Source organism: Streptomyces sp. V4I8, assembly GCF_041261225.1.
Lineage (GTDB): Bacteria > Actinomycetota > Actinomycetes > Streptomycetales > Streptomycetaceae > Streptomyces.
The window spans coordinates 7,974,321-7,996,843 of sequence record NZ_JBGCCN010000001.1 but is presented as its reverse complement, the minus strand read 5'-3'; the positions used below and the strand labels follow the sequence as shown (position 1 = coordinate 7,996,843).

Sequence of the window (22,523 nt, the reverse complement as noted above, 5' to 3'; positions counted from 1 at the left end):
CAGGTGCCGCGTCACGCGTGCTCGATGGTGAGTATGACGGTCTGCGTCGCGGTACCCACGCTGTTGGTGGCCGATACCGTGGCGGTGCAGCTACCGACGCTGTCCCTGACCGTGCCGGAGATCAGGCCGGTGGCGGTGTCGATGTCCAGCCCCTTCGGCAGGCCCCCGGCGGCGAAGGACGTGGGCAGCTCGTCGGCCGTGATCAGGTAGTTGAAGACCTGGTTCTTGGTGGCCGTGGCCTGGTCCGGGCTGGTGATCGCGGGCTTGGCGGTGGACGTGGCCTCGGTGGAGTTCAGGAACCGGGGGCTGATCACATGCTCGTTGGCGTACGCCGGCATCACGTCCGTGAACTTGTACCAGCCCGGCTTCTTCATCCCGTTGCCGATGAACTTGCCGTTGATGACGAGGTTCTGGAACGTCACGTTCTTGATGGCGTGGTCCGCGTCGTAGCCGACCATGACGGACGGGTTGGCGTGCGTGCCCGTGTAGGTCATGTTGCGGATGAACACCCCGTCGATGCCCCGGCCGACGGAGGTGTTGTACGACTTGTTGAACATGACCCGCATGTTGATCAGCTGGCCCCAGCGGAAGTCCTCCACCCGGATGTCCTGGGCGCGGACGTTCTTCAGCAGGTTGCTGTCGCCCGGGTTGAGCGCGATGCAGCCCTGGTAGTCCATCTGCGGTTCGCGGTGGTCGAGGATGTCGATGTTGCTGAAGACGAGGTTCTCGATGGTCTCCGGCTTGTCGGTGTTGCCGTGCGTGCCGACGTTGATCGGGTGCGCGACGTCCGCCCAGAGGGTGGAGTTGCGGACGGTGATGTTGCGGCAGTCGCCGTAGTAGTCCCAGCGGTGGGCGTAGATCGCGATGCAGTCGTCGGAGTTGCGCATCCAGACGCCCTCGATGAGGACATCCTCGCTGGAGAAGACATCGATGCCGTCGCCCCACTGGCCGTGGCTGTAGGAGTGCAGGTTGCGGACGGTAACCTGCTTCGACTGGCCGACGGTGACCGAGTAGCCGCTGCTCGGGTTGAGCACCATGATGCCGTCGATCTCGATGTTCTTGGAGTAGTTGACCAGGATGCCGTTCTGCGAGTTGTACAGCACACCGCGGCCGCGCAGCCGGGCGTTCTCGACCGTGTCGAACTCCACCCTGGACGTCAGCACCGCGCCACCGGCCAGGTAGAGCGTCTTGCCGCTGGGCACCTTCACCACGTTGTCGGTGGTCTTGTGCAGGCCGGGCCCGAAGAAGATGACATCCGGGTCGTCCGGGTCGGGCACGTACGTCTCGATCGGATTGGCGTGCAGCTGGAGGTTGTTGAAGATCTCGCCGTCGATCTCTATGGAGAGGTTGCGCGGCTCGGCGAGCGTGAAGCTCACCGTGGCACCGTCCACCGTGAAGTCGATGTCGTACGAGAGCGGCCGGATCCGCGCGGACCCGATGGCGCCCTTGGACGAGGTGACGGCGACCTCGACGGTGCCCTGGAAGTCGAAGGTGGCGACGGAGGAGTTGAAGACCGGGCCGCTGCCCGTGTTCGCGTCGATCTGCTTCGCCCGGGACCGGTAGACGGGCACCGTCTGCCATTCGCCGCCCGGCGTACGGGCCTTGACGGCGAAGCTCGAGTTGGTCGGGACCCCGCTCGGAATCGGGTACACCACCAGCTTGTCCGCCGACGCCGGTGTGTCATCGGCGCTCGCGGTGCCGGCCGTGGCGCCGATCAACGAGTACGCGGCTGCGGTGGCACCCGCGGCCTGGAGAAGGGTGCGCCGGGACACGCCGGTGCTCTTGGTGTCGTTCATGGAGAAGTTCCTTCAGCAAAAGGGGAGAGGAGAGATACGGAAGGTCACTTGAGACCGGAGGTCGACATCCCGGCGACGAAGCCGCGCTGGGCGATGAGGAAGATCAGCAGGATGGGGACGACGTACATCACGGAGGCGGCGGCCTGGAGCTCGGGGACGGGCGTACCGCCCTCGTTGACGTAGGCGGTCATCACGGCCACGGCGAGCGTGGTGTGGTCGGTGGACAGCAGCAGCTGAGGGGCGATGTAGTCGCCCCAGGTCCAGGTGAAGGAGATGATGAAGCTCGCGGACAGCACGGACCAGGACTGCGGCAGGAAGATCCGCCAGAAGATCGACGTGTATCCGCAGCCGTCGACGATCGCGGCCTCCTCCAGTTCGCGCGGCATCCCCGCGAAGAACTGCCGGAAGAGGAAGACCAGATACGGCGCCGCGGACAGGCCCCACAGCACCCACGGCCAGTAGGTGTCGACCATGCCGAACTTGGCGAAGATCAGGTACGTGGGCAGCAGGGTGACCATCTGGGGCAGCATCATCGAGCCGAGCAGCACACCGAACAGCACCTTCTTGCCGGGCGCGTCGAGCCGGGCGAACCCGAAGCCGACCCAGGCCGAGCTGAGGGTGACGAGTGTGGCGTAGAGAAGGGCGATGATCAGGGAGTTGCGGGCGTAGCCGAGGAAGTCGATCCGGGTGAAGGCGTCGGCGAAGTTGTGCCACTGGAAGACGTCGGGCAGCCAGTGCACGGGCGAGGCGGCCAGTTCGCCCTGGGTCTTCAGGCCGGAGAGGATCAGCCAGCCGAAGGGGCCGAGGAACAGCCCGGTGACGGAGACGAGGACCGTGTAGAGGACGAGGCGCTTGGCGCGTACCCGGACGCGCATGTTCGTCGTCGATGACGTGGGCGGCAGAGTCGATGACTTGGGCGGCAGCGTGGTGGCGGTCACTTCTTCGCCTCCGGGTCGACGTTGTAGAACACCGCGCCGGACGTGAACTTGAAGATCAGTCCGGTCACGACGAGGATCAGGACGAAGAGCACCCACAGCAGCGCGGAGGCGTAGCCGTACCGGCCGAGCGCGAAGTACTGCGCGAACACGTGCATCATGTACAGGTAGTTGGACTGCGGGACCGTGGTGATGCCGCTCGTGTCGCCGAGCGGGGCCAGCAGCAGCGGCATGATCGTCTGCACCGACGCGATCATCCCGGTCACCGTCTGGAAGAGCAGGACCGGCGACAGCAGCGGCACAGTGATGCTGCGGAAGGTGCGCCAGGCGCTCGCCCCGTCGATCCGGGCCGCCTCGTGCAGCTCGCGGGGCACGTCCTGAAGGCCGGCCAGCGAGATGATCATGACGTTTCCGGCGGCCCAGAGCACGGTCATCAGCAGTACGTAGCGGGCGTAGGGGTCGGCGAGCCAGGCCAGGGCGTCGATGCCGAAGGAGGTCAGGACGCCGTTGGCAGCGCCGGAGTTCTGGTCGAAGAGCAATTTGAAGGCGAGGCCCGCGCCCACAGGCGGCACCACGGCGGGCAGGTAGAGCAGGGTGCGGAACAGGCCGCGCGCCTTGATCGGCCGGTTGACCAGGACGGCGAGGCCGAGCCCCGCCGTGATCGACAACGGCACGGAGGTCACCGCGAACAGGCCCGCGCGGCCGAGCGCGTCCCAGGTCACCGGATCGTTCAGCAGCTCGCGGTAGTTGCCGAGTCCGACGTAGCGCCAGTGCGGCGAGATGCCGTCGAACGTGGTGAAGCTCAGCCACAGCGCGTACCCCATCGGCACGATGGTCAGCAGCAGAAACCCGATGATCCAGGGCGAGGTGAACATGTAGAACGCCCGGTGCCTGCGCGCGGTCATGGAGATCCGCGGCCCGCCGGTGGCGGGGGCGCGTCCGGCGTCCGCGGCGGCGCCCGACCGGTCCGCGACGGAGGAGATCTGGTCAACCGTCATCCCACTTGCTCCTTACCGCGCTTCATCTGCTCGTTGATGGCCGAGTTCAGACGCCCGGCGAGGGTGTCGACGGAGATCTGACCGTTCATCGCGGCGGGGGCGATCTGGTTGAAGAGGGCGTCGACCGCGTCCGCTCTGGAGTAGGGGGTGAAGGAGACGACGGAGAAGTGCTTCAGCTCGTTTTCCTGCACCTTGAGCACGCGTTTCTGGTAGTCCTCCTGCGCCGGCATCAGCGACCGAAGGGACTTCAGGGTCGGGATGCCCCAGCCGCCGGAGGCGCGCGCCTTGGCCGGCTCCTCGCCGAAGAACCACTCGAAGACCCGCCATGCGGCGTCCTTGTTCTTCGCCCCGCGCGGCATCCACAGTCCGGTGCCGCCCTGGCAGGCGCTGATCCGCTCGCCGCCCGCGAAGACCGGGGCGGGCGCCAGGCGGGACACCTGCGCCAGCTTCTGGTCGGGGTAGATCATGCCGCCCATCCAGTAGCCGGAGTTCGACATGGCCATCCGCCCGGCCTGGTAGGTGGGGCCGTCCCAGCCATTGGGGTCGGGCTGGATGAGGCTCGGCCCGACCTTGGTCTTGGCGTAGTCCATGTACCAGGTCAGCACCTTGCGGGCCTCGGGGGTGGTGAAGTCGACCCGGGAGAAGTCGTCGCTGAAGAGGCTGCCGCCGGCGGACGCCGTCATGGTCGCCAGGAGCGTGGCCCGGGTCAGCCCGTTGAAACTGCCGCCGAAGACGGTGGTCTGGCCGCTCTTGCGCTGCACGAGGCGCCTGGCGTTGTCGAGCCACTCCTCGTACGTGACCGGTTCGGTCTCCGGCGGGTAGTCGACACCGCCCTTGTCGAAGGCCGCGGTGTTGTACCAGAACATGGAGTCCTGGGAGAAGTCCTTCGCCATGCCGTAGCGCGGGCCCTTGCCCTGGGTACGGCCGTCGAACCGCCACAGGTCGTTGACGGGGTCCAGGTCGTCCAGTTTGAGGACGCTGCTCCGGGCGAAGTAGGGGTCCAGTTCCTCGGCCACGTCCCGCGCCGCGAAGTACGGCAGCTCCACGGCACCGACGCCGCGCACCAGGTCGGGCGGGTTGCCGCTGGTGAGCATCGCGATCAGCTTGGTGATGTCGTACTTCACCAGGACGATCTTGATGCCGAGATCCTTCTTCGCCTGCTGGACCTGCTCCGGGAGGATGTCCCCGGAGTTGACCATCACGGTCACGGTCTCACCGGATCCGCTGACCCCGCTCGACACCTGGAGCGCGCAGCCGCTGAGCGCCGCCGCGCCGGTCGCGGCACCACCCGCGGAAAGGGCGAGAAATCGGCGGCGGCTCAGGGGGGCGCCGGCATGTGGGCGCATGAGCGCACCACCTCCTGCTCAGTTCGTTCGACATATCGGCCAACGAGCGGCCCGCCGATCGGAAACCGGGCCAAGTTGGCAACCGGTTGCTATGGCGTTGGGGCAGAGCCTCTTCCGGGCCGGGGGGCACGTCAAGAGCCTTGGCGAACTTTCGAAAAGTCTTTGTAACCTCCGCTTCATGACGGCGGAGGGTGCACGAAGGCGGGAAAAGGTGCTCTGAGCAGGGCGATTGGCAGAGGTAGGGGCGAGCCTGATGCCGGTAGTCGCAGGAACCGGTTGTCGTGCCACCACAGCCCTACGGAAACAACCCGGAACACCTAGTAACCGATTTCACCCGCTTCCCGACCCAACCCCCTCATCTGGTGGCGCCTCGACCGGTGGCGAAGCTGCCGACCGGCGAACTTCGCTCCTCATCCGGGTGATTGACCGGCTCCTGCTCCAGATCTACGGTAGAAGGCGCTTTCTGAAACGGTTTCTACACAGCGCCTCAGTCTGCAATCAGCGTCTCAACTCAGCGCCTCAGGAGAGTCATGCCCAGCCCGCACCTGCCGAGGGCCGTGTTCGCAATGGATCCGGTGCACCTCCCCCTGCTCTTCCCGCCACCGCTCATGGCCCGGCTGACGCAGGCGTCCCAGCTCGACCCCACGCTCGTCGTACGAGACTTCGCCGACGCGGCCGCGGCCGAGGTCCTCGCCCGGACCGAGGTACTCATCACCGGCTGGGGCTGCCCCCACCTCGACGCCGACGTCCTCGCCGCGTCACCCCGGCTACGCGCCGTACTGCACGCCGCCGGCTCGGTCCGCTCACTGGTCGGCGACGCGCTGTGGAAAGCGGGGATCACCGTCTCCAGCGCGGTCACCGGCAACGCTCTGCCGGTCGCGGAGTACACGCTGGCGATGATCCTGCTCGCCGGGAAGGACACCTTCGGCCACCGGGAGCGCTTTCGCAGCACGCACGCCTACCCGACGCAGCGCGACACCGCCGCGATCGGCAACGTCGGCCGTCGCGTCGGCGTCATCGGCGCGTCACGGGTCGGCAGACGGCTGCTGGAACTGCTGCGGCCGTTCGACTTCACGGTGCTGCTGCACGATCCGTACGTCAGCGCCGCCGAGGCCGCCGGGCTGGGCGCCGAGCTCCTCTCGCTCGACGACCTCCTACGGCACAGCGACATCGTCAGCCTGCACGCCCCGGACATCCCGGAGACGTACCGGATGCTGGACGGAGAGCGACTGGCGCTGATCCGGGACGGGGGCGTGCTGATCAACACCTCGCGGGGGGCGCTGGTCGATCCCGAGGCACTGACGGAGGAGCTGGTCGCCGGGCGGCTGCACGCGGTGCTCGACGTGACCGAGCCCGAGCCGCTTCCTGCGGGGTCGCCGCTGTATCACCTGCCCAATGTCTTCCTGACTCCTCATATCGCCGGGTCGCTCGGGAACGAACTGGAGCGGCTGGGGCGGATCGTGGTGGAGGAGCTGGAGCGGGTGGGGGGTGGAGGGACGTTGCGGCATGAGGTGGTGCATGCGGATATGGCTCGGGTGGCTTGAGGGCACTGCGCTCTCAGCCCGTCCGGCGTTCGAGGACGCGGCCCTTCGGGCCGACAGCGGGGGTCTGGGGGCGCAGCCCCAGGGGCGGGACGGGCAGGGGCGGGACGGGCAGGGGCGGGACGGGCAGGGGCGGCGGGGGCGAATTCTGGTTGGGCGCGTTGCCGGGCCAGGCCTTGCAGCAGAGCGCGTTGCCTGGCCGAGTCCTGCAGCTGGCGTGCCGAATGTCTGGCTCGGTCGCCTACGGGGCGCCTTGTGCCGGTGTGGAGAGACCGATCGTGCTCGACCCTTCGGGCCTCCGCGCGTTCGGTCTCTCGACACCGGCGCGCCCCTTCGGCTCCCTCGCGGCCGGTGTCCGGCAGACAGTGCGGGTTGGTGGGCACTTGCCCGGGGCCGGTGCGGCCCCGGTGGGCGGGGTGAGGCAACGGCAGGGGCTTGGCGAGGGGTATGGGATACGGTTTCTGTATCGGTGGGGGCGCGTTTTCCGGCCATATGCCGAGGCAGGCGCAACGGTGAAGGAGCCGCAAGGGTGAGTCAGCGCAAGGTGTCCGGCGACGCCGGTCGGGCCACCATCCGGGACGTGGCGGAGCGCGCGGGTGTCTCCGTCGCCAGCGTGTCGCGCGTCCTGTCGGGCAACTACCCGGTCTCGGAGGACCTGCGCCGCCGGGTGATGAAGGTCGTCCGGGACCTGGACTACGTCACCAACGCCCACGCCCGTTCGCTGGCCGGCGGCGGTACGCCCACCGTGGCGATCCTCATCAACAACATCACCGGTGCCGCGTTCGCCCATGTGGCGAAGGGCGTTGAGGGGGCCGCCACGCTGCGTGGCTGGCTTTCGCTGGTGGGGACCACGGGGGACGATCCCGAGCGGGAACTCGCCCTGGTCAATCTCATGCGGCAGCAGGGGGTCGCCGCCGTGGTGCTGCTGGGCGGGGCCTACGACTACGACGAGTACCAGCTGCGCATGGCCCGGTTCGCCCGTTCCCTGGATGCCGCCGGGTCGCATCTGGTGCTGGTCGGGAGACCGCCGCTGGAGGGTGATGTTCCGGCGACGACGGTGGACTACGACAACGAGGGCGGCGCCTATGCCATGGCCAGCCATCTGTTGTCCGCCGGGCACCGCAGGGTGCTCGTGCTGCCGGGGCATGCCGAACTCACCACCGCGCAGGGCCGGTTGAAGGGCGCCCGGCGGGCCTTCGAGGCTTATGGCGTGTCCTTCGAGCCGGGCATGGTGCGGCACGGGCCGTACGACTACGAGCACGGGTACGAGGCCGTCGAGGAGGCCTTGGCGGAGGAGATGGAGTTCACCGCCGTGCTCGCGGGGACCGACGTGGTCGCCGCCGGCGCCATGCAGGCCTTGCGGGCGGCGGGGCTGCGGGTGCCGGAGGACGTGTCGATCGTCGGCTACGACGACATCCCCCTCGCCTCCCAGCTCACACCCCAACTCACCACCGTGCACGTGCCGTACGAGGAGATGGGGCGGGTGGCGCTGCGCGCCGTGGCCGACCGGCGGGAGGGTGGTGCCGGTCGCCGCAAGGGCGGCGACGGCGACCACTTGGTGCTGGGCACCCATGTCGTCGTACGCAACTCCGTTCGGCCGCCTGCCGGTCGGCGGGAAAGGGACTGACGGCTGTCTCGCGCCCTGGAGGGCCGGGGCGGGAGCGGACAGCCGGCGACGGATCGCTCCGGCACGGTCGTTTCGTAAACGGTTTCTGGGAAGTTTTCCATGTCGGGGCGGGGCGGTCGAGAGCGCTCCCGACGGCCCGGGTGCATGTCGGCTGAGGTGGCTCTGACCTGCGGGTAGGTCCGTCCGCGCCCGCCGGTGTCGACCCGCGCGAAGATATAACCGCGCGGACAGAACGGCGTAACAAATTTCCGCGCACCTCTTGCTATGAGCAGAGCCCTCGGCCTACCGTCCCTGCAACCGCTTACTACAGCTTCCGCTTGGCCGACCCCCCGCAACCGCGAGCCGACGATTTTTCCGGCCGCCGTTCCTGGCCGGCGCCACCCGAGCCGCCGCCGTTCCGCAAGAACGCACTCATTCCGAAGGATCACGGTCAGATGAACTTCACCAGCCCCCGGAGAAGGTTCGCCTCCGCAGCCGTCGCGGGAATCGCGCTGTCGGGTCTGCTCGCCGCATGCGGTGGGTCCGACTCCCAGGACTCCGAGTCCTCCGGTCCGGTCACCCTCGACTTCTGGGGTTGGGCCAACGGCCAGGAGGCGGTCGTGAAGGCGTTCAACGCCAGCCACAAGGATGTTCAGCTCAAGTACACGAAGGTCACCGACCAGCTGACCATGCAGAAGCAGCTGACGAACGCGGTCAAGGCGGGCAACGCGCCCTGTCTGCTGCAGAACACCGGTGAGTACGTGACCAGCTGGGTCTCGCAGGGTGCGCTGGCCGACATCACCCAGTACGTCAAGGGCGACGAGGCCAAGTTCAACGCCGGGTCGTGGGCGACCGGTCAGGTGCAGGGGAAGGTGTACGGGGTGCCGACCGCCTCCGCGCCCGCCTTCACCATCTACCGGACGGACCTCTTCGACAAGTACGGGCTCAAGGCGCCGGCCACCTGGGACGACTTCATCGCCGCGGGCAAGGAACTGAAGAAGCACGACATCAAGATCACCAACTACGCCGGTGAGGACCCGAGCACCCTGGAGGTGCTGGCGATGCAGGCCGGGGCGCACTGGTACAGCATCGACGGTGACTCGTGGGTGGTGAACTTCAAGGACGAGGGCACGCTCAAGGCCGCGAAGGTGATCCAGGAGATCATCGACAACGACCTGAACTCGAAGTTGTCCTTCGCCGATTACGCGGCCGTGCAGCGCAACTACGACAACGGCGGGACCGCGACCCGGCAGATCTCCACCTGGCAGATGTCGGGCATGGTGCAGAACTTCACCAAGTCCTTCGGCAAGTGGGCGCTGTCGCCCTGGCCGACGTTCAAGGGCGAGGCGGCCAAGACGCCGGCCGGGACCAACCAGAGCGGCAACCTGACGCTGGTCAGTGAGCAGTGCGAGAACAAGGAGCAGGCCGCCCAGGCTGCGCTGTGGATGTCCACCGACACCGGTGCGGTGAAGACCATGGCGAGCCCGGAGACCGGCAGTGGTGTGATGCCTGCGCTGGCCGACAGTGACTCGTATGTGGCCGAGGCGATCTCGGACAAGCTGCTCGGGAAGAACTACGAGCCTGCCAAGAAGGTCGTGACCGACAGCCTGGGGACGGTCACCACCGACTGGGCCTTCGGGCCGAACTGGACGGCGATGTTCACGGAGATGCAGGACGAGTGGGCCGCGGTCGTCAGCAAGAAGCAGAAGGTCACCGATCTGCTCGACCACATGCAGGAGTGGACGGTCAACGACCTCAAGCAGCGCGGCATCAGCGTCAAGGGCTGAGGCAGACTCGATGATTCGCTCCCAGCGCTGGAAGGGTGCCGCCTTCACGGTGCCCTTCCAGCTCGGCTTCGCTTTCCTGTATCTGCTCCCGATCGGTTACGCGGTCTACCAGTCGCTGTTTCTGCAGAAGCAGTCCGGGCTGGGGCTCGGCGGCGCCACGACGGAGTTCGTGGGGCTGGAGAACTACCAGAACGGCCTCACCGACTCGGCGTTCATGACCTCCATCCTCCGGGTGGTGCTGTTCGCCTGTGCGCAGATTCCGTTCATGCTGCTCGTAAGTCTGGTGCTGGCGCTGTTCCTGGACGCGGTCAGCTCCAAGGTGGCGGGGCGGTTCCGGATCCTGCTGCTGGTGCCGTACATGATCCCGGGCGTGGTCGCGGCGCTCGTGTGGATCAACCTGTACAGCCCGGAGGTGGGGCCGCTGACCCCGCTCGGGGAAATCTTCGGGTTCGACTGGAACTTCTTCGCGCCCTCCATGGTGTGGCCCGCCATCGGCAATCTGCTGACCTGGCACGGCATCGGCTACAACATGGTGATCATCTACGCGGCCCTCCAGGGCGTGCCACGCGAGCTGTTCGAGGCCGCGCGGCTGGACGGCGCCTCCGAGATGCGGATCGCGCTGAACATCAAGATCCCCTTCGTGCGCGGGGCGCTGGTGCTGACCGCGCTGCTGTCGATCATCCAGATGCTGCAGATCTTCAACGAGCCGGCGCTGTTCCGGAACGTGACCCCGCAGACCGTCAGCGACAGCTTCACCCCGATCATGATCATCTACAACCAGGCGTTCAACGCCGGCAACTACCACTACGCCGCGGCCCTTTCGGTGCTGCTCGCCCTGATCCTCGGCATCGCCTCCCTTCTCTTCTACCGGCTGACCTCGAAGGAGGCGGACTGATGGCGCTGACGGAGAATCGCGAGGAGGGCGGGGTGCGGACGGCTGCCGTGCCGCCCCGTGGGGGTGCCGTCCGGCGGCGTACCCGGCCCGATCCGGCCTCCCGTTCACGCGGCGGGCAGCGTTTCATGCTGGTCGGGCTGGTCCTGGCCAGTGCCTACAGCCTGTTCCCCGTGTACTGGCTGATGATCGCCGCGACCAAGGACCGGGTGGGGCTGTACCAGAGCAACGGGCTGTGGTTCTCCGGCTGGCACCTGTGGGAGAACATCCAGCAGGTCTTCACCTACGAGGACGGCATCTTCCTGCGCTGGACCGCCAACTCGTTCCTGTACGCCGGTGTCGGCTCCCTCGGCGGCACGCTCATCGCGCTCGCCACGGGTTACGGCCTGGCACGGTTCGACTTTCCCGGGCGGGGTGCCGTCTTCGCGTGTGTGGTGGGGTCCTTCCTCATTCCGATCGCGCTGCTCACGCTGCCCCTGTATCTGCTGTTCTCGGCGATCGGGATGGTCGACACCCCGTGGGCGATGCTGATCCCCTGTCTGATCAATCCGTTCAGTGTGTATCTGGCGAAGGTGTACACCGAGGCCACCATCCCCTTCGAGCTGCTGGAGGCGGCTCGTCTCGACGGCGCCGGTGAGCTGCGGATCTTCTTCAGCATCGTGCTGCGGATGATGACGACGGGCGGGGCGACGGTGTTCCTGCTCGCCTTCGTCAACACCTGGAACGCGTTCTTCCTCCCGCTGACCGTGCTGCGCGGCGAGGAGAACTGGACGCTCAACCTGGGTCTGTACAACTGGTCCGGCAAGCGCCTGGAGTCGGGCATCGACGTGACCAGTCTCGTCCTGACGGGTGCGCTGCTGTCCATCGTGCCGATGGCGATCATGATGGTCGCGATGCGGCGCTACTGGCGGACCGGCGTGACGCTGGGGGCCCTCAAGTGACCGCCGTCCTGGGAGTGTTCGAGTGACCCTGCTGCACAATCCCGTCATCCGCGGTTTCGCCCCGGACCCTTCCCTGGTCCGGGTCGGCGACTGGTACTACGTGGCGACGAGTTCCTTCGAGTGGTTCCCCACGATCCCGGTCCACCGCTCCCGGGACCTGGCCCACTGGGAGTACGCGGGCCACGTCCGCGGTGCGGTCCCCGGCGACTCCCTGGCCGGTGTGCCCGACTCGGGTGGCATCTGGGCTCCGTCGCTGAGCTGGGACGGGGAGCGGTTCTGGGTGGTGTACTCGGTCGTGCGCTCGGTCGGCACGCCGTACTTCGACACGGACACGTATGTCAGTACGGCCACGGAGGCCGGCGGCAAGTGGACGCGGCCGCGGCGGATCGCGAGCCATGGGTTCGACCCCGCGCTCTTCCACGAAGAGGGGCGGCTGTGGCTGCTCAACCTCCAGAACGACCATCGTCCGGACGGTCGGCGGTTCGCCGGGATCGTCCTCACCGAGGTGGACCGCGAGACGCTGGTCCCGATCGGTGAGACTCATCTGCTGCTCCAGCACGAACGGCTCATCGAGGGGCCGAAGCTGGTGAAGCGGGACGGCTGGTTCTACCTCGTGCTCGCGGAGGGCGGCACGGGCGTCGAGCACGGGGTGCTGGTCGCGAGAAGTCGTGCGATCACCGGGCCGTACGAGCTCGACAGCCAACCGTTGCTGACGACGCGCGACGATCCTTCGGTGCCGTTGCAGAAGGCCGGGCACGCGGAGCTGGTGGAGACGCCCGAGGGCGAGTGGGTGATGAGTCACCTGACGGCACGGCCGTTGCGGACCCCCGACGGCCCCCGTTGCCCTCTCGGCCGGGAGACGGCGATCCAGGTGCTGACCTGGGACAAGGACGGGTGGCCCCGGTTGCGGCACGGGGGGTGGCATCCGGCGGTCGAGGTCGACGTACCGACGCGTCCCGTCACCCCCGAGCCGCCCGACTCGCGAGACGCCGGTCCCGACGAGCCCCTCGGCTGGCCCTGGAGCACCCTGCGCGGCTACGCCGACCCGGATTGGGCCGACGCCGGCACCCGCCCCGGCTGGATCCGGCTGCGCGGCCGGCACGGTCCCGAGTCGCGGTGGGCGCACAGTCTGCTGGCCCGGCGGATCACCGAGCACCGCGCGGAGGCCGAGGTCACCGTGGAGGCGGCACCCCGCACTTTCACCCAGGCCGCCGGGCTGGTCCTGCGGTACAACGCGGAGGCCTACCTGAGCCTGGACCTCACCTGGGCGGAACCCGAGGGTGAGGGGCAGCGCGGGCAGCAGTGGCGAGGCGTGGGCCGTACGGTGCTGAGCCTCGTGGAGCGGGAGGAGTTCGGCACGCGGCAGGTCGCTGTCGTGGAGGTGGACGCGAGCGCGCCGGTGACCCTGGGCGTGACGGTCGAGGACGGCCTGGCGCGGTTCTGGTACGTGCGCGGGGGTGTGCGCACTCCGGTCGCGCCGCCGCTGGACTTCACCAGGCTCTCCGACGACTACGGCTCCAAGCTGCGGTTCACCGGGGCGATGGCCGGCGTCCATGCGGTGGATCTCGTCGACGCGTCGTTCACGGCCGATTTCACGGGATTCCGCCTCACCTGCTGGTAGCCCGGGGTGCGTTCGAAGTTTCGAAAGTCGCGGACCGTGAAGACCTGCGATCTCCGGCCCCTTCCGGACTCACTGCGGCGAACCTAGGATAGGAAGCGCTTACTGTTTCCGCGCTGGTCGAAACTTTTCATGGCCCTCGGGCGGGCCGGAGAGGTGGTTCCCGATGGTCCGTACGGGCGGAGCGAGCGTGGCGGCGGGGCCGACCCTTGCCGTCGTGGCCCGCGAGGCCGGGGTGTCCGTGCCGACCGCGTCCAAGGTGGTCAACGGCCGGGAGGACGTGGCCCCCGAGACCCGCCGCAGGGTCACCGAGGCGCTGGACCGGCTCGGCTATGTCCGCAGACCGCGCTTCGACGCGGCGAAGACACCCGGCCTGGTCGACCTTGTCGTGCACTCACTGGACACCTCGTGGTCAGGTGCCGTGCTGCACGGCGTGGAGGCGGCCGCCCATGACGCGGGCCTCGAGGTGGTCGTCTCGGCCGGGCTGACCCGGACGCGGGGCGGGCGCCCGGAGCGCGGCTGGCTGGACAAGCTCACCGCGCGCGGCTCGTCCGGGGTGCTGTTCAACCTGGCCGAGCTGACGCCGTCGCAGTACGCCTGGCTGGAGCAGCACCGCATCCCGTTCGTGATGATCGACCCGGTGCTGGAGCCGCCGCCGGGCGTGGTGTCGGTGGGCGCGGCGAACTGGCAGGGCGGGGTGACGGCGACCGAGCATCTGCTGGCGCTGGGCCACGAACGCGTCGCCGTCATCGCCGGTCATCAGCGCAAGATGTGCAGCACCGCCCGGGTGGCCGGCTACCGCTCGGCGCTCGCCTCGGCCGGAGTGCGGCACCGTCCCGAGTACGTCCGCCACGCGGGCTTCGACGAGGGTGTCGCCCACCGCCGGATGCTGGAACTCCTCGATCTGCCCGAGCCGCCCACGGCCGTCTTCGTCTGCTCGGACCGGATGGCCCTGGGGGTCTACGAGGCGCTGGCGGAGCGGGGGTTGAGCGTGCCCGACGACATGAGCGTCATCGGCTTCGACGATCTTCCGGAGGCCCGCTGGATCGCCCCGGCCCTCACCACGGTCCGCCAGCCGCTGTCGGAGATGGCGGCGACGGCGCTGCGCCTGCTGGTGCGGATGATGGACGGGGACCGGCCGGAGAGCACGCGGACGGAGCTGTCGACCCGGTTGGTGGAACGGTCGAGCACGGCCGGGCCGCGCGGGCTGCCCTGCTAGTCCGTCCCTGCGTCCGTCTCTGCGTCCCTTTCTGATTCCCTTTCCGAGTCCGTCACCTGGTTGGCCGGGCGGACCCCCTACTACGCGTGCTGGGGATGCGGCGGGCGGCTAGCTTCGAAGGGCAGGTCGAGCGGCTCAGGATCTTCCCGAAGGAGCGTGGTCGGTGTGGCCCGGAACCGCCGTCTGATTCTGAGTTCGCCGTCCAAGGTCTGGAGCCTGCTGTCCGACGGCCACCGCTACGGGGAGTGGGTGTCGGGGACGCAGGAGGTCCTCGCCGCGGACCGGCACTGGCCCGACGTGGGCGCCCGACTGCGGGTCCGGGTCGGTGTCGGCCCGCTGCTCCTGGACGACAGCTGCGTCGTCCGGATCTGCGAACCTCGACGCCGTCTGGAGCTGGAGGCGAAGGCGGACCCCTTCGGCGCGGCCCGTATCGCGATGCGGTTGATCCCGTGGGGCGAGAACACCCTCTTCATCCTCGACTGGCATGCCCTGCGGGGGCCCGGCGTCCGCATGCACGGGCTCCCCGTCGACTATCTCGTCCGGATCCGCAACGGCATGATGCTGACGAAACTCGCCCGGATCGCGGTGCGCGAGGCCGGGGACAGCGCCGTCGACTCCCCCGTGCACTGAGCGGTCCCGCGATGCGGTGCCACCCTTGATCGCGTTGGACCGACAGGGTGGTTGATGCGCCGCCCGGCCCGTCTGCCCTGGTGGCGATGGTGATCGTTGCTAGCTTCGCGAGCTGTCCGAGGGTCCCGGGGGCATCGAGCCGAGGCGGGGCCATGGCCATGAGCTGAGGCGAGAGTGACGGGTATGAGCGAAGAGCCGGACAGGCAGACAGTTGCCCCGTTCAGGCGCAGGAGTTTCCTGGCGTCGGCCGCGTTGGCGAGCGGCGCGTCGGCCGCCGTCGCGGTCACCGGTCCCGCGCAGGCTGCCGCACCGTCGGCGGGCGGTACGCTCGCGGCGCCCGCCGTCGGCTCCGTGGCGCGGCTGCTGTCCGTTCCCCGGGAAGGCCGGGGAGTCGACTGGATCAGGTCGGCCCTTCAGGTCGCCGTCGGACTCGAACTGGCCACCATCCCGCCCTACTTCTGCGGTCTGTGGTCGGTGAAGGACCGCCGCAGTGAGGTCGCGCGCCTGATCCAGCGCATCGTCGGCGACGAGATGTACCACCTCGGCATCGCCTGCAACCTCCTTGTGGCCGTGGGCGGGAGGCCGCAGATCAAGGCCGCCGCGCCCGTCTACCCCGGCCCGCTGCCCGGCGGTGTCCGTGCCGGAGTGACCGTCTACCTGTCGGGCCTCACCAAGGCCTTCGTGCGCGACGTGATGATGGCGATCGAGGCCCCCGAGGAATCGCTCGTCCGCAGCGCGCAGACCTCCCCCACCGTCGGCGAGTTCTACGAGGCGCTGCTGAACGCGTTCCGGGCGGTGCGGCCGGAACTGTCGGTGCGGGGGCAGCTGTCCCAGTACGTCTTCTCCGACGACCTGTCCCCGATCGGGAACCTCGACCACGTCGAGCAAGCCGTCAGGATCATCATGGAGCAGGGCGAGGGCACCACCAGCTCCCCGTCCGCCTCCTTCGAGGACGACCACCCGGCGCACTACTACGCCTTCGGCGAGATCTACCACGGCCGGGAGCTGCGCCGCACCGACCGCGGCTGGCAGTACGTCGGCGCGCCCGTGCCCTTCCCCGAGGTGCGCCCCATGGCCCCGATCCCGGTCGGCGGCTGGCCCAGCCCGCCGGCCCAGGTCGGCCGGCTCCTGCACCACTTCGACGCCACCTACAGCACCGTGCTGGACACCCTCGACGCGGCCTGGGCCGGCGGCGGCCACCGCACCCTGGACGCGGCGATCCACGCCATGCGCGGCCTGGAGAGGCCCGCCGTGGAACTGATGGAGACCCGCAACCCCTACGTCCCCGGCACCTACGGCCCCCAGTTCCGCGCGCTCGCCAGGCGGCTTCCGGCATCGTGACGCCGTGACGGCAGGCGTGAACGGCAGCGGTACCGGGCCCCGGCGCGAGACGAACGCGCCGGGGCCCGCCCGCGTCGGCCCGGGCGGCCGTCCGGCTACCGTTGCTCCGTATGACCCACACCGAGATCGAGATCACCGCCGAGTTGATCCGGGAACTGCTGCACGACCAGCACCCCGATCTCGCCGATCGCCCCGTGACACTCGGCGCGCGCGGCTGGGACAACCAGCTGTGGCGGCTCGGCGACGACCTCGCCGTCCGGCTGCCGTGGGCGACGGAATCCGCGGACACGCTGCTGCAGAAGGAACACACCTGGCTGCCGGCACTCGCCCCGCACCTTCCGCTGCCGGTCCCGGTCCCGCAGCGCCTCGGCCGCCCCTCCGAGCGGTTTCCCCGGCCCTGGATCGTCACCACCTGGGTGCAGGGCGAGCCCGCCGACCGCGCTCCCGCCACGAACGCCGAGGCGTCGGCCGACGCCCTGGCCGCCTTCCTGACGGCTCTTCACCGTCCCGCGCCTGCCGGGGCGCCTTCCGGCCGGGACCGCGGGGGCGCGCTGGCGGACCATGCCGAGGGGGTCGTCAAGGGACTGGCCTCAGCCACCGAACTGGGCCTGCTCCCCGACCCGGACGCCGTGCGCGCGGTCTGGGACGACGCCGTCGCCGCGCCCGAGTGGGCGGGGCCGCCGCTGTGGCTCCACGCCGACCTGCACCCGGCCAACGTCCTCACCGCGCGGGGCACCTTCTGCGGCGTGATCGACTTCGGTGACCTCTGCGCGGGCGATCCGGCCTGGGATCTCGCCGCCGCCTGGCTCCTGCTGCCCGACGGCGCCGTCGACCGCTTTTACGCCGCCTACGAGCCGACGCCGGACGCCGCGACCCTGCGCCGAGCCCGTGGCTGCGCGGTGAGGCAAGCCCTCGGCTGCATCTTCATCGGCGAGGCGGGGGTCCACGGCCGCCCCGGCGGCAAGCCCACCTGGGGTCCGCCCGGCCAGGCCGCGCTGGCCCGCCTCGTCTCTACCCCAGCCGTGCCGCCCAGTTGATGCCGCCGAGGAGATGCGCACGGAAGCCGGGATCGTCGTAGGCCTCGGCGGCGTGGCCGAGGGCCGTGTAGAAGACGCGCCCGGCTCCCTGCTCACGGCACCACACCAGGGGATGGTCCTCCCCCATGCCGCCCCCGTCGTACGACGACTCGTCGGCGCGGGCCAACACCCGTACCGCGCCCCGGGGGTTGCTGCGGAAGTCGTACCACTCGTCGACGAAGTCCCACACGTCGGGAAGGTGCCGGGTGGCCGGGTGCTCGCGGTCCTCGACGACCGCCTTGCCCGGCTGGTACTCGGGATGCCGGTCGAACCGGGCACCCAACAGCTCGCCGTAGTACGGCCAGTCGTACTCCGTGCAGGCCGCCGCGTGCACCCCGGCGAAGCCGCCGCCCGACTCGACGTACGCGGCGAGCCGCTCACGCCCGGCAGGGGTGAGCACCTCGCCGCTGGTGGAGAGGAAGACGACGGCCGCGTAGCCGTCCAGGGGCCGTTCGAGGACCGTCGGGTCCTCGGTGTGGTCGACCTCGAAGTCACCGAGGGTGCGTACGGCTTCGACGCCGGCCGGGATGGATTCGTGCCGGTAGGCGGTGGTGCGGGTGTAGACGAGGAGTCGTGCGGCCATGCGGCCGACCCTAGGTGAGCTGGGCGCACGGTCCCACTCCCCCGAGTGATCCGAAATTTTCGGATCACTCGGGGCGGGGAGGCCCAACAGTCCTGCTTGTTGGGTCGGTTCACCCCTGCGGGCACACCCGGTTCCACGACGATGCGTGCATGACGCACGACTGGCAGCGACAGATCCACGCGCTCCACGAGGAGTTGATCCGCCGCGACGACCCCACCGCCTGGGTGCGGGAGGCCGACGCGGTGGACGCCTGTGAAGATCCATCCGACGCTGCTCGACGACGGCACCGTCATCCACGACGAGTGACCGCCACCCCTTCCTCTTCCTCCCGGCGCACAGGTGTTCCATATCGCGCGCCGCTCTGCGTAGCCTCGGCTGCGATGAACGCCATTCCCGCGCTCCTGGACCATCTCGTCCTCGCGACCCCCGACCTGTCCGCCACGGTCGCCGACTTCGCCCGACGCACCGGCGTGACCCCCGCACCGGGCGGCGTCCATGTCGGGCTCGGCACCCGCAACTATCTCGTGTCGCTGGGAGGCGCCCGCTACCTGGAGATCATCGGCCCGGATCCCGAGCAGTCCACGCCCGGCCGGCCCCGCCCCTTCGAAGTCGACGGGCTCACCGCCCCGCGCACGGTCACCTGGGCGATCAGCCCGCCCGACCTGGACGCGGCCATCGCGGCGGCCCGGAGCCGGGGGTACGACCCCGGCCCGGCGCAGGCGATGAGCCGCCGCAGACCCGACGGCACCCTCCTGGAATGGCGGCTCACCGACGGTGACGACGCCCACCCCTCCGGCCTCGTCCCCTTCCTCATCGACTGGAGCGGTACGGTCCACCCCACCGCCTCCGACCTGCCCGCCACCCCCCTGCTGTCCCTCTCCGCGAGCGCCCCCGAGCCGGACGAGATCCGCCCCCTGCTGGCGGCCCTCGGCACAGCCCTCGTCCTCACGAAGGGCCCGGTGGGGATCTCCTGGACGGTGGACACGCCTCGGGGCCCGGTGACCTTCGACTAGGGCATCCGCCCCCAGGAGTGTCCGATTCCTTCAAGACCGGCCGGCCCCCGGCTGCCTACGGTGGCCGCATGACTCCACGATTCGATGCCATCGGCCTCGTCGTCTCCGACATGGCCGCCTCGGTCGCCTTCTACCGTCGCCTCGGGTTCGCGTTCCCGGAGGGCGCCGCCAACGAGCCGCACGCCGAGGCCGAACTCCCGGGCGGACTACGGCTGTTGCTTGACACCGAGGAGACGGTGCGGTCCTTCCTCCCCGAGTGGCAACCGCCCACCGGCGGTGGCCGGCACTCCCTGGCGATGCGGTGCGAGGAGCCTTCTGAGGTCGACGCGGTGTACGAGGAACTGGTGGGCGCCGGCTACCACGGCGAACTCAAGCCATGGGACGCCTTCTGGGGCCAGCGCTACGCCTCCGTGCACGACCCGGACGGAAACGGCGTCGACCTGTTCGCACCGCTAGCCGCCACGCCGGCCGAGTAGCTCTCCGAGCGGCACACCCGCCAACTCCCTTACGTCCCGCGCCAGATGCGCCTGGTCGGCATACCCGGCCCGCACCGCGGTCTCCGCGAAGGCCGTGCCGCCACGGGCCAGGGCGAGCGCGCGTTGCAGCCGCAGGATCCGGGCCAGCGTCTTGGGCCCGTACCCGAAGGCGTTCAGGCAACGGCGGTGCAACTGCCGGGCGCCGAGACCGAGTTCGTCGGCGGTGGCGGCGACGGGGCGACCCGAGTCGAGAGCGGTGACGACATGCCGTAGCAGCGGGTCGGACGACTCGGCAGAGGCGGCCCGCTCCAACGCCACGTCCTCGAGAGCCGTCACGAGGTCGGCGGCGGCCTCGATACGGCCCCGCAACCGCCGCACCTCCGCGACCGGCCACAGATCCACGAGGTCGACCCGCCGATCACGCAGCTCGTGCGCGGGCACGCCCAGCAAGGCGGGCGCGGTCCCCGGAAAGAGCCGGACACCGGCCCACGTGGTCCGGCCCCCTTCGGTGATGTACGCGCGCGTGTCGGGCCCGGCGACCAACAGCCGCCCGTCGTTCCACAGGAGATCCATACACCCGTCGGGCAGAACACGGCCTTCACCGGACCCACCAGTGGTGTTCGTCCAAACCACGGCACCAGGCAGACGGGACGGGCGCTCCGCGTACATATGAATCAGGCTACGCCGCCGCCCCCAGGGGCGCGGGGCCGTGTCGATGTGCGGCTCCGCCGCGTGGGCGCGACCAGCCACGTCCCAGCCGCGGCCCGCACACAACACGCGCCCCCACGGCGAACCCGGCCCTACCCCACGACCACCCGCCCCCGATGCTCCTGCGGACTCACCCCGTAAACCCGCTTGAACGCACTGGACAACGCGAACGCGCTCCCATACCCCACCTGCCGGGCAATCGCGTCCAGCGTGGCATCGCTGTCCCGCAACGCGTCTGCCGCAAGCCCCAGCCGCCACCCCGTCAGATACGTCATCGGCGGCTCCCCCACCAACTCCGTGAACCGGCGGGCCAGCGCCGCCCGGGACACTCCCGCCTTGGTGGCCAGCGAGGCCACCGTCCAGGGGTGGGCCGGGTCGTCCTGGACGAGTCGCAGCACGCGGCCGACGACCGGGTCCGCCAGGGCCCGGTACCAGGCCGGGGCCGCCGCCTCCGGCCGGGAGAACCAGGCCCTGAGCGCGGCGATGACCAGCAGGTCGAGCAGCCGGTCCAGGACGACCTCCTGCCCGGGTTCGTCGCGGACGATCTCCTCCATGAGGTACGGCGTGAGGGGGCAGTCCCACACGTCGGCCGTGAGGGAGAGCAGCGGAGGCAACGCGTTCAGCAGCCGCCCGCTGATCTCGCCCTGCCACAGATAGGTGCCGATCAGCATCACGGCCGAACCGTCGAGCCGGTCGCCCCAGGTGCGCACGCCCAGGTCCATCGAGCCGCTGAGGGAGCGTCCGTCGGGGTAGTGGCACTCGGCGCCCGGCAGGATCAGGGCCTGGGGTGCGGTGCCGGGGTCGTCGGCGCAGACGTAGGGGTCGGGGCCGCGGGCGATGGCGAGGTCGCCGGGGCGCAGCCGGATCCTCCCCCGGCCTTCGGCCGGGGGGACCCCCATCTCGCTTCGCTCGCCCTGGTCGGGGATCACCCAGGCGTCGCCACGGACCATGACCATGACGGTGAGCGGGGCGCGGTCCTCGACGCGGATGGCCCAGGGCGGCTCGAAACACGCGCGGATCATGAAGGCGCCACGCGCGCGTGGACCCTCCAACAGGCCTGCAAGGGCGTCCATGCCGTCAGCGTAGACGTCCGCGCATGGGAATGAGGCGTTCAGCGATGGGCTGTTGGGGCGCACGGCCGTTGACTGGAGGCATGACGGACAACGCAGCCGGGACGGCGAACACGCAGCGGATGACGGTGGTGGTGACCGGGGCCTCGGGTCGTACGGGGAGCCGGGTGGCGCAAGCGGCGCGCGGGGCCGGGCTCACGGTACGGCCCGCTTCCCGGGCGCAGGGCTTCGACTGGGAGGACCCGACGACATGGGCTCGGACCCTGCGCGACGCGGACGCGGCGTATCTGATGTACCCGTCCGACGTCGGCGCCCCGGATGCAGCCGAGGGCGTCGGCGCGCTCGCCCGGGAGGCGGTCGGGCTCGGGGTGCGGCGGCTGGTGCTGCTGTCGGCGCGCGGTGAGGATCAGGCGCTGCCGACCGAGGAGGCGCTGACGTCGTCCGGCGCGGACTGGACGATCGTACGGGCCGCGTGGTTCTCACAGAACTTCAGTGAGGGGCCGCTGGTGGAGGGGATGGTCCACGGGGAGCTGGTCTTCCCGGCGGGCGAGGTGGAGGAGCCGTTCGTCGACGTACGGGACATCGCGGACGTGGTGACGGCCGTGCTGACGTCCGACGACCGGTATGTGGGCCGGACGCTGGAGCTGACCGGGCCGCGGCTGTTGTCCTGGCGGGAGGCGGTCGCGGAGATCTCCGAGGCGGCGGGCAGGACGATCACGTACACGCCGGTCCCGACCCGGGCCTACGGCGAGGCCCTGACCGGCTTCGGGGTACCGCCCGAGGAGGTCGAGCTCCTGATCGAGGTCTTCGGCACCCTCATGGACGGCCGCAACGCCCATCTCACGGACGACGTCCGCGAGGTGCTGGGCCGCGAGCCACATGACTTCGCCGACTTCGCGCGGGAGGCCGCGGCGGCGGGGGCGTGGAAAGCCTGAGCCGACGGGCGG

The 22,523-nt window shown here is 69.8% G+C and carries 20 protein-coding genes; 13 read left to right on the top strand and 7 right to left on the bottom strand.

All coding sequences use genetic code 11. The features are described from left to right. Window positions 1-11: 11 nt before the first annotated feature. From ABIE67_RS36310 to ABIE67_RS36295, 4 genes are read right to left on the bottom strand one after another with little or no spacing between them, the layout of a single operon-like run. A complete protein-coding gene (locus ABIE67_RS36310) occupies window positions 12-1,796 on the bottom strand; it encodes a putative Ig domain-containing protein (protein ID WP_370265785.1) in 1,785 nt (594 codons plus the stop codon). Window positions 1,797-1,840: 44 nt separating this feature from the next. Then, window positions 1,841-2,734 carry a carbohydrate ABC transporter permease gene (locus ABIE67_RS36305; RefSeq protein ID WP_370265784.1) on the bottom strand — a complete coding sequence of 298 codons (894 nt, stop codon included), beginning with the start codon at window positions 2,732-2,734 and terminating at the stop codon, window positions 1,841-1,843. Then, window positions 2,731-3,729 carry a carbohydrate ABC transporter permease gene (locus ABIE67_RS36300; protein WP_370265782.1) on the bottom strand — a complete coding sequence of 333 codons (999 nt, stop codon included), beginning with the start codon at window positions 3,727-3,729 and terminating at the stop codon, window positions 2,731-2,733. The genes ABIE67_RS36305 and ABIE67_RS36300 overlap by 4 nt, the downstream gene beginning before the upstream one ends. Beyond that, on the bottom strand, window positions 3,726-5,075 hold the full coding sequence (locus ABIE67_RS36295; RefSeq protein ID WP_370265781.1) for an extracellular solute-binding protein: 1,350 nt from the start codon (window positions 5,073-5,075) through the stop codon (window positions 3,726-3,728). The genes ABIE67_RS36300 and ABIE67_RS36295 overlap by 4 nt, the downstream gene beginning before the upstream one ends. Before the next feature lie 530 nt (window positions 5,076-5,605). Between ABIE67_RS36295 and ABIE67_RS36290 the strand changes: the two genes are divergently transcribed. The 10 genes from ABIE67_RS36290 to ABIE67_RS36245 all read left to right on the top strand — a co-directional run bounded on the left by ABIE67_RS36290 (window position 5,606) and on the right by ABIE67_RS36245 (window position 17,687). After that, window positions 5,606-6,619, top strand: a complete 1,014-nt coding sequence (locus ABIE67_RS36290; protein WP_370265780.1) for a hydroxyacid dehydrogenase — start codon at window positions 5,606-5,608, stop codon at window positions 6,617-6,619. Between the two features lie 526 nt (window positions 6,620-7,145). Further along, a complete protein-coding gene (locus tag ABIE67_RS36285; protein ID WP_370265779.1) occupies window positions 7,146-8,243 on the top strand; it encodes a LacI family DNA-binding transcriptional regulator in 1,098 nt (365 codons plus the stop codon). 434 nt (window positions 8,244-8,677) lie between these two features. Further along, on the top strand, window positions 8,678-10,009 hold the full coding sequence (locus ABIE67_RS36280; protein WP_370265778.1) for an ABC transporter substrate-binding protein: 1,332 nt from the start codon (window positions 8,678-8,680) through the stop codon (window positions 10,007-10,009). Window positions 10,010-10,019: 10 nt separating this feature from the next. Continuing rightward, window positions 10,020-10,904 (top strand): carbohydrate ABC transporter permease, encoded by an 885-nt coding sequence (locus ABIE67_RS36275; protein ID WP_370265777.1) that lies wholly within the window; start codon window positions 10,020-10,022, stop codon window positions 10,902-10,904. Continuing rightward, window positions 10,904-11,842: a carbohydrate ABC transporter permease gene (locus ABIE67_RS36270; RefSeq protein WP_370265775.1), complete on the top strand. Its 939-nt coding sequence runs from the start codon at window positions 10,904-10,906 to the stop codon at window positions 11,840-11,842. Before ABIE67_RS36275 ends, ABIE67_RS36270 begins: the two co-directional genes overlap by 1 nt. 22 nt (window positions 11,843-11,864) lie before the next feature. After that, entirely contained in the window at window positions 11,865-13,463 is a 1,599-nt protein-coding gene (locus ABIE67_RS36265; protein WP_370265774.1) for a family 43 glycosylhydrolase, read from the top strand. A 163-nt stretch (window positions 13,464-13,626) separates the two neighbouring features. Continuing rightward, a complete protein-coding gene (locus ABIE67_RS36260; protein ID WP_370265773.1) occupies window positions 13,627-14,679 on the top strand; it encodes a LacI family DNA-binding transcriptional regulator in 1,053 nt (350 codons plus the stop codon). 165 nt (window positions 14,680-14,844) lie between these two features. Further along, window positions 14,845-15,309, top strand: coding sequence for an SRPBCC family protein (locus ABIE67_RS36255; RefSeq protein ID WP_370265772.1), 465 nt, complete (start codon window positions 14,845-14,847; stop codon window positions 15,307-15,309). Between the two features lie 183 nt (window positions 15,310-15,492). Continuing rightward, window positions 15,493-16,650 (top strand): ferritin-like protein, encoded by a 1,158-nt coding sequence (locus ABIE67_RS36250; protein WP_370265771.1) that lies wholly within the window; start codon window positions 15,493-15,495, stop codon window positions 16,648-16,650. A gap of 110 nt (window positions 16,651-16,760) precedes the next feature. Further along, window positions 16,761-17,687: an aminoglycoside phosphotransferase family protein gene (locus ABIE67_RS36245; protein ID WP_370265770.1), complete on the top strand. Its 927-nt coding sequence runs from the start codon at window positions 16,761-16,763 to the stop codon at window positions 17,685-17,687. Here the strand turns inward: ABIE67_RS36245 and ABIE67_RS36240 are convergent. Then, complete coding sequence (locus ABIE67_RS36240) at window positions 17,662-18,309, bottom strand: ThuA domain-containing protein (RefSeq protein ID WP_370265769.1); 648 nt, start codon at window positions 18,307-18,309, stop codon at window positions 17,662-17,664. The two genes, ABIE67_RS36245 and ABIE67_RS36240, sit on opposite strands and share 26 nt — an antisense overlap. A gap of 380 nt (window positions 18,310-18,689) precedes the next feature. On the opposite strand from ABIE67_RS36240, the gene ABIE67_RS36235 reads away from it, so the two are divergent. Then, entirely contained in the window at window positions 18,690-19,322 is a 633-nt protein-coding gene (locus ABIE67_RS36235) for a VOC family protein (RefSeq protein WP_370265768.1), read from the top strand. Between the two features lie 68 nt (window positions 19,323-19,390). After that, window positions 19,391-19,798, top strand: coding sequence for a VOC family protein (locus ABIE67_RS36230; RefSeq protein WP_370265767.1), 408 nt, complete (start codon window positions 19,391-19,393; stop codon window positions 19,796-19,798). Here the strand turns inward: ABIE67_RS36230 and ABIE67_RS36225 are convergent. Then, a complete protein-coding gene (locus tag ABIE67_RS36225; protein ID WP_370265766.1) occupies window positions 19,775-20,467 on the bottom strand; it encodes a helix-turn-helix domain-containing protein in 693 nt (230 codons plus the stop codon). The two genes, ABIE67_RS36230 and ABIE67_RS36225, sit on opposite strands and share 24 nt — an antisense overlap. 131 nt (window positions 20,468-20,598) lie before the next feature. Next, window positions 20,599-21,579, bottom strand: a complete 981-nt coding sequence (locus tag ABIE67_RS36220) for an AraC family transcriptional regulator (RefSeq protein WP_370265765.1) — start codon at window positions 21,577-21,579, stop codon at window positions 20,599-20,601. Between the two features lie 80 nt (window positions 21,580-21,659). On the opposite strand from ABIE67_RS36220, the gene ABIE67_RS36215 reads away from it, so the two are divergent. After that, window positions 21,660-22,511: an NAD(P)H-binding protein gene (locus ABIE67_RS36215; RefSeq protein WP_370265764.1), complete on the top strand. Its 852-nt coding sequence runs from the start codon at window positions 21,660-21,662 to the stop codon at window positions 22,509-22,511. Window positions 22,512-22,523 lie beyond the last annotated feature (12 nt).

Coding starts and splice junctions, on each gene's coding strand:
- ABIE67_RS36295 (WP_370265781.1), bottom strand. CDS start 5,075: ATGCGCCCACATGCCGGCGCCCCCCTGAGCCGCCGCCGATTTCTCGCC.
- ABIE67_RS36275 (WP_370265777.1), top strand. CDS start 10,020: ATGATTCGCTCCCAGCGCTGGAAGGGTGCCGCCTTCACGGTGCCCTTC.
- ABIE67_RS36235 (WP_370265768.1), top strand. CDS start 18,690: ATGAACGCCATTCCCGCGCTCCTGGACCATCTCGTCCTCGCGACCCCC.
- ABIE67_RS36250 (WP_370265771.1), top strand. CDS start 15,493: ATGAGCGAAGAGCCGGACAGGCAGACAGTTGCCCCGTTCAGGCGCAGG.
- ABIE67_RS36230 (WP_370265767.1), top strand. CDS start 19,391: ATGACTCCACGATTCGATGCCATCGGCCTCGTCGTCTCCGACATGGCC.
- ABIE67_RS36245 (WP_370265770.1), top strand. CDS start 16,761: ATGACCCACACCGAGATCGAGATCACCGCCGAGTTGATCCGGGAACTG.
- ABIE67_RS36220 (WP_370265765.1), bottom strand. CDS start 21,579: ATGGACGCCCTTGCAGGCCTGTTGGAGGGTCCACGCGCGCGTGGCGCC.
- ABIE67_RS36240 (WP_370265769.1), bottom strand. CDS start 18,309: ATGGCCGCACGACTCCTCGTCTACACCCGCACCACCGCCTACCGGCAC.
- ABIE67_RS36280 (WP_370265778.1), top strand. CDS start 8,678: ATGAACTTCACCAGCCCCCGGAGAAGGTTCGCCTCCGCAGCCGTCGCG.
- ABIE67_RS36310 (WP_370265785.1), bottom strand. CDS start 1,796: ATGAACGACACCAAGAGCACCGGCGTGTCCCGGCGCACCCTTCTCCAG.
- ABIE67_RS36290 (WP_370265780.1), top strand. CDS start 5,606: ATGCCCAGCCCGCACCTGCCGAGGGCCGTGTTCGCAATGGATCCGGTG.
- ABIE67_RS36300 (WP_370265782.1), bottom strand. CDS start 3,729: ATGACGGTTGACCAGATCTCCTCCGTCGCGGACCGGTCGGGCGCCGCC.
- ABIE67_RS36215 (WP_370265764.1), top strand. CDS start 21,660: ATGACGGACAACGCAGCCGGGACGGCGAACACGCAGCGGATGACGGTG.
- ABIE67_RS36260 (WP_370265773.1), top strand. CDS start 13,627: ATGGTCCGTACGGGCGGAGCGAGCGTGGCGGCGGGGCCGACCCTTGCC.
- ABIE67_RS36270 (WP_370265775.1), top strand. CDS start 10,904: ATGGCGCTGACGGAGAATCGCGAGGAGGGCGGGGTGCGGACGGCTGCC.
- ABIE67_RS36225 (WP_370265766.1), bottom strand. CDS start 20,467: ATGTACGCGGAGCGCCCGTCCCGTCTGCCTGGTGCCGTGGTTTGGACG.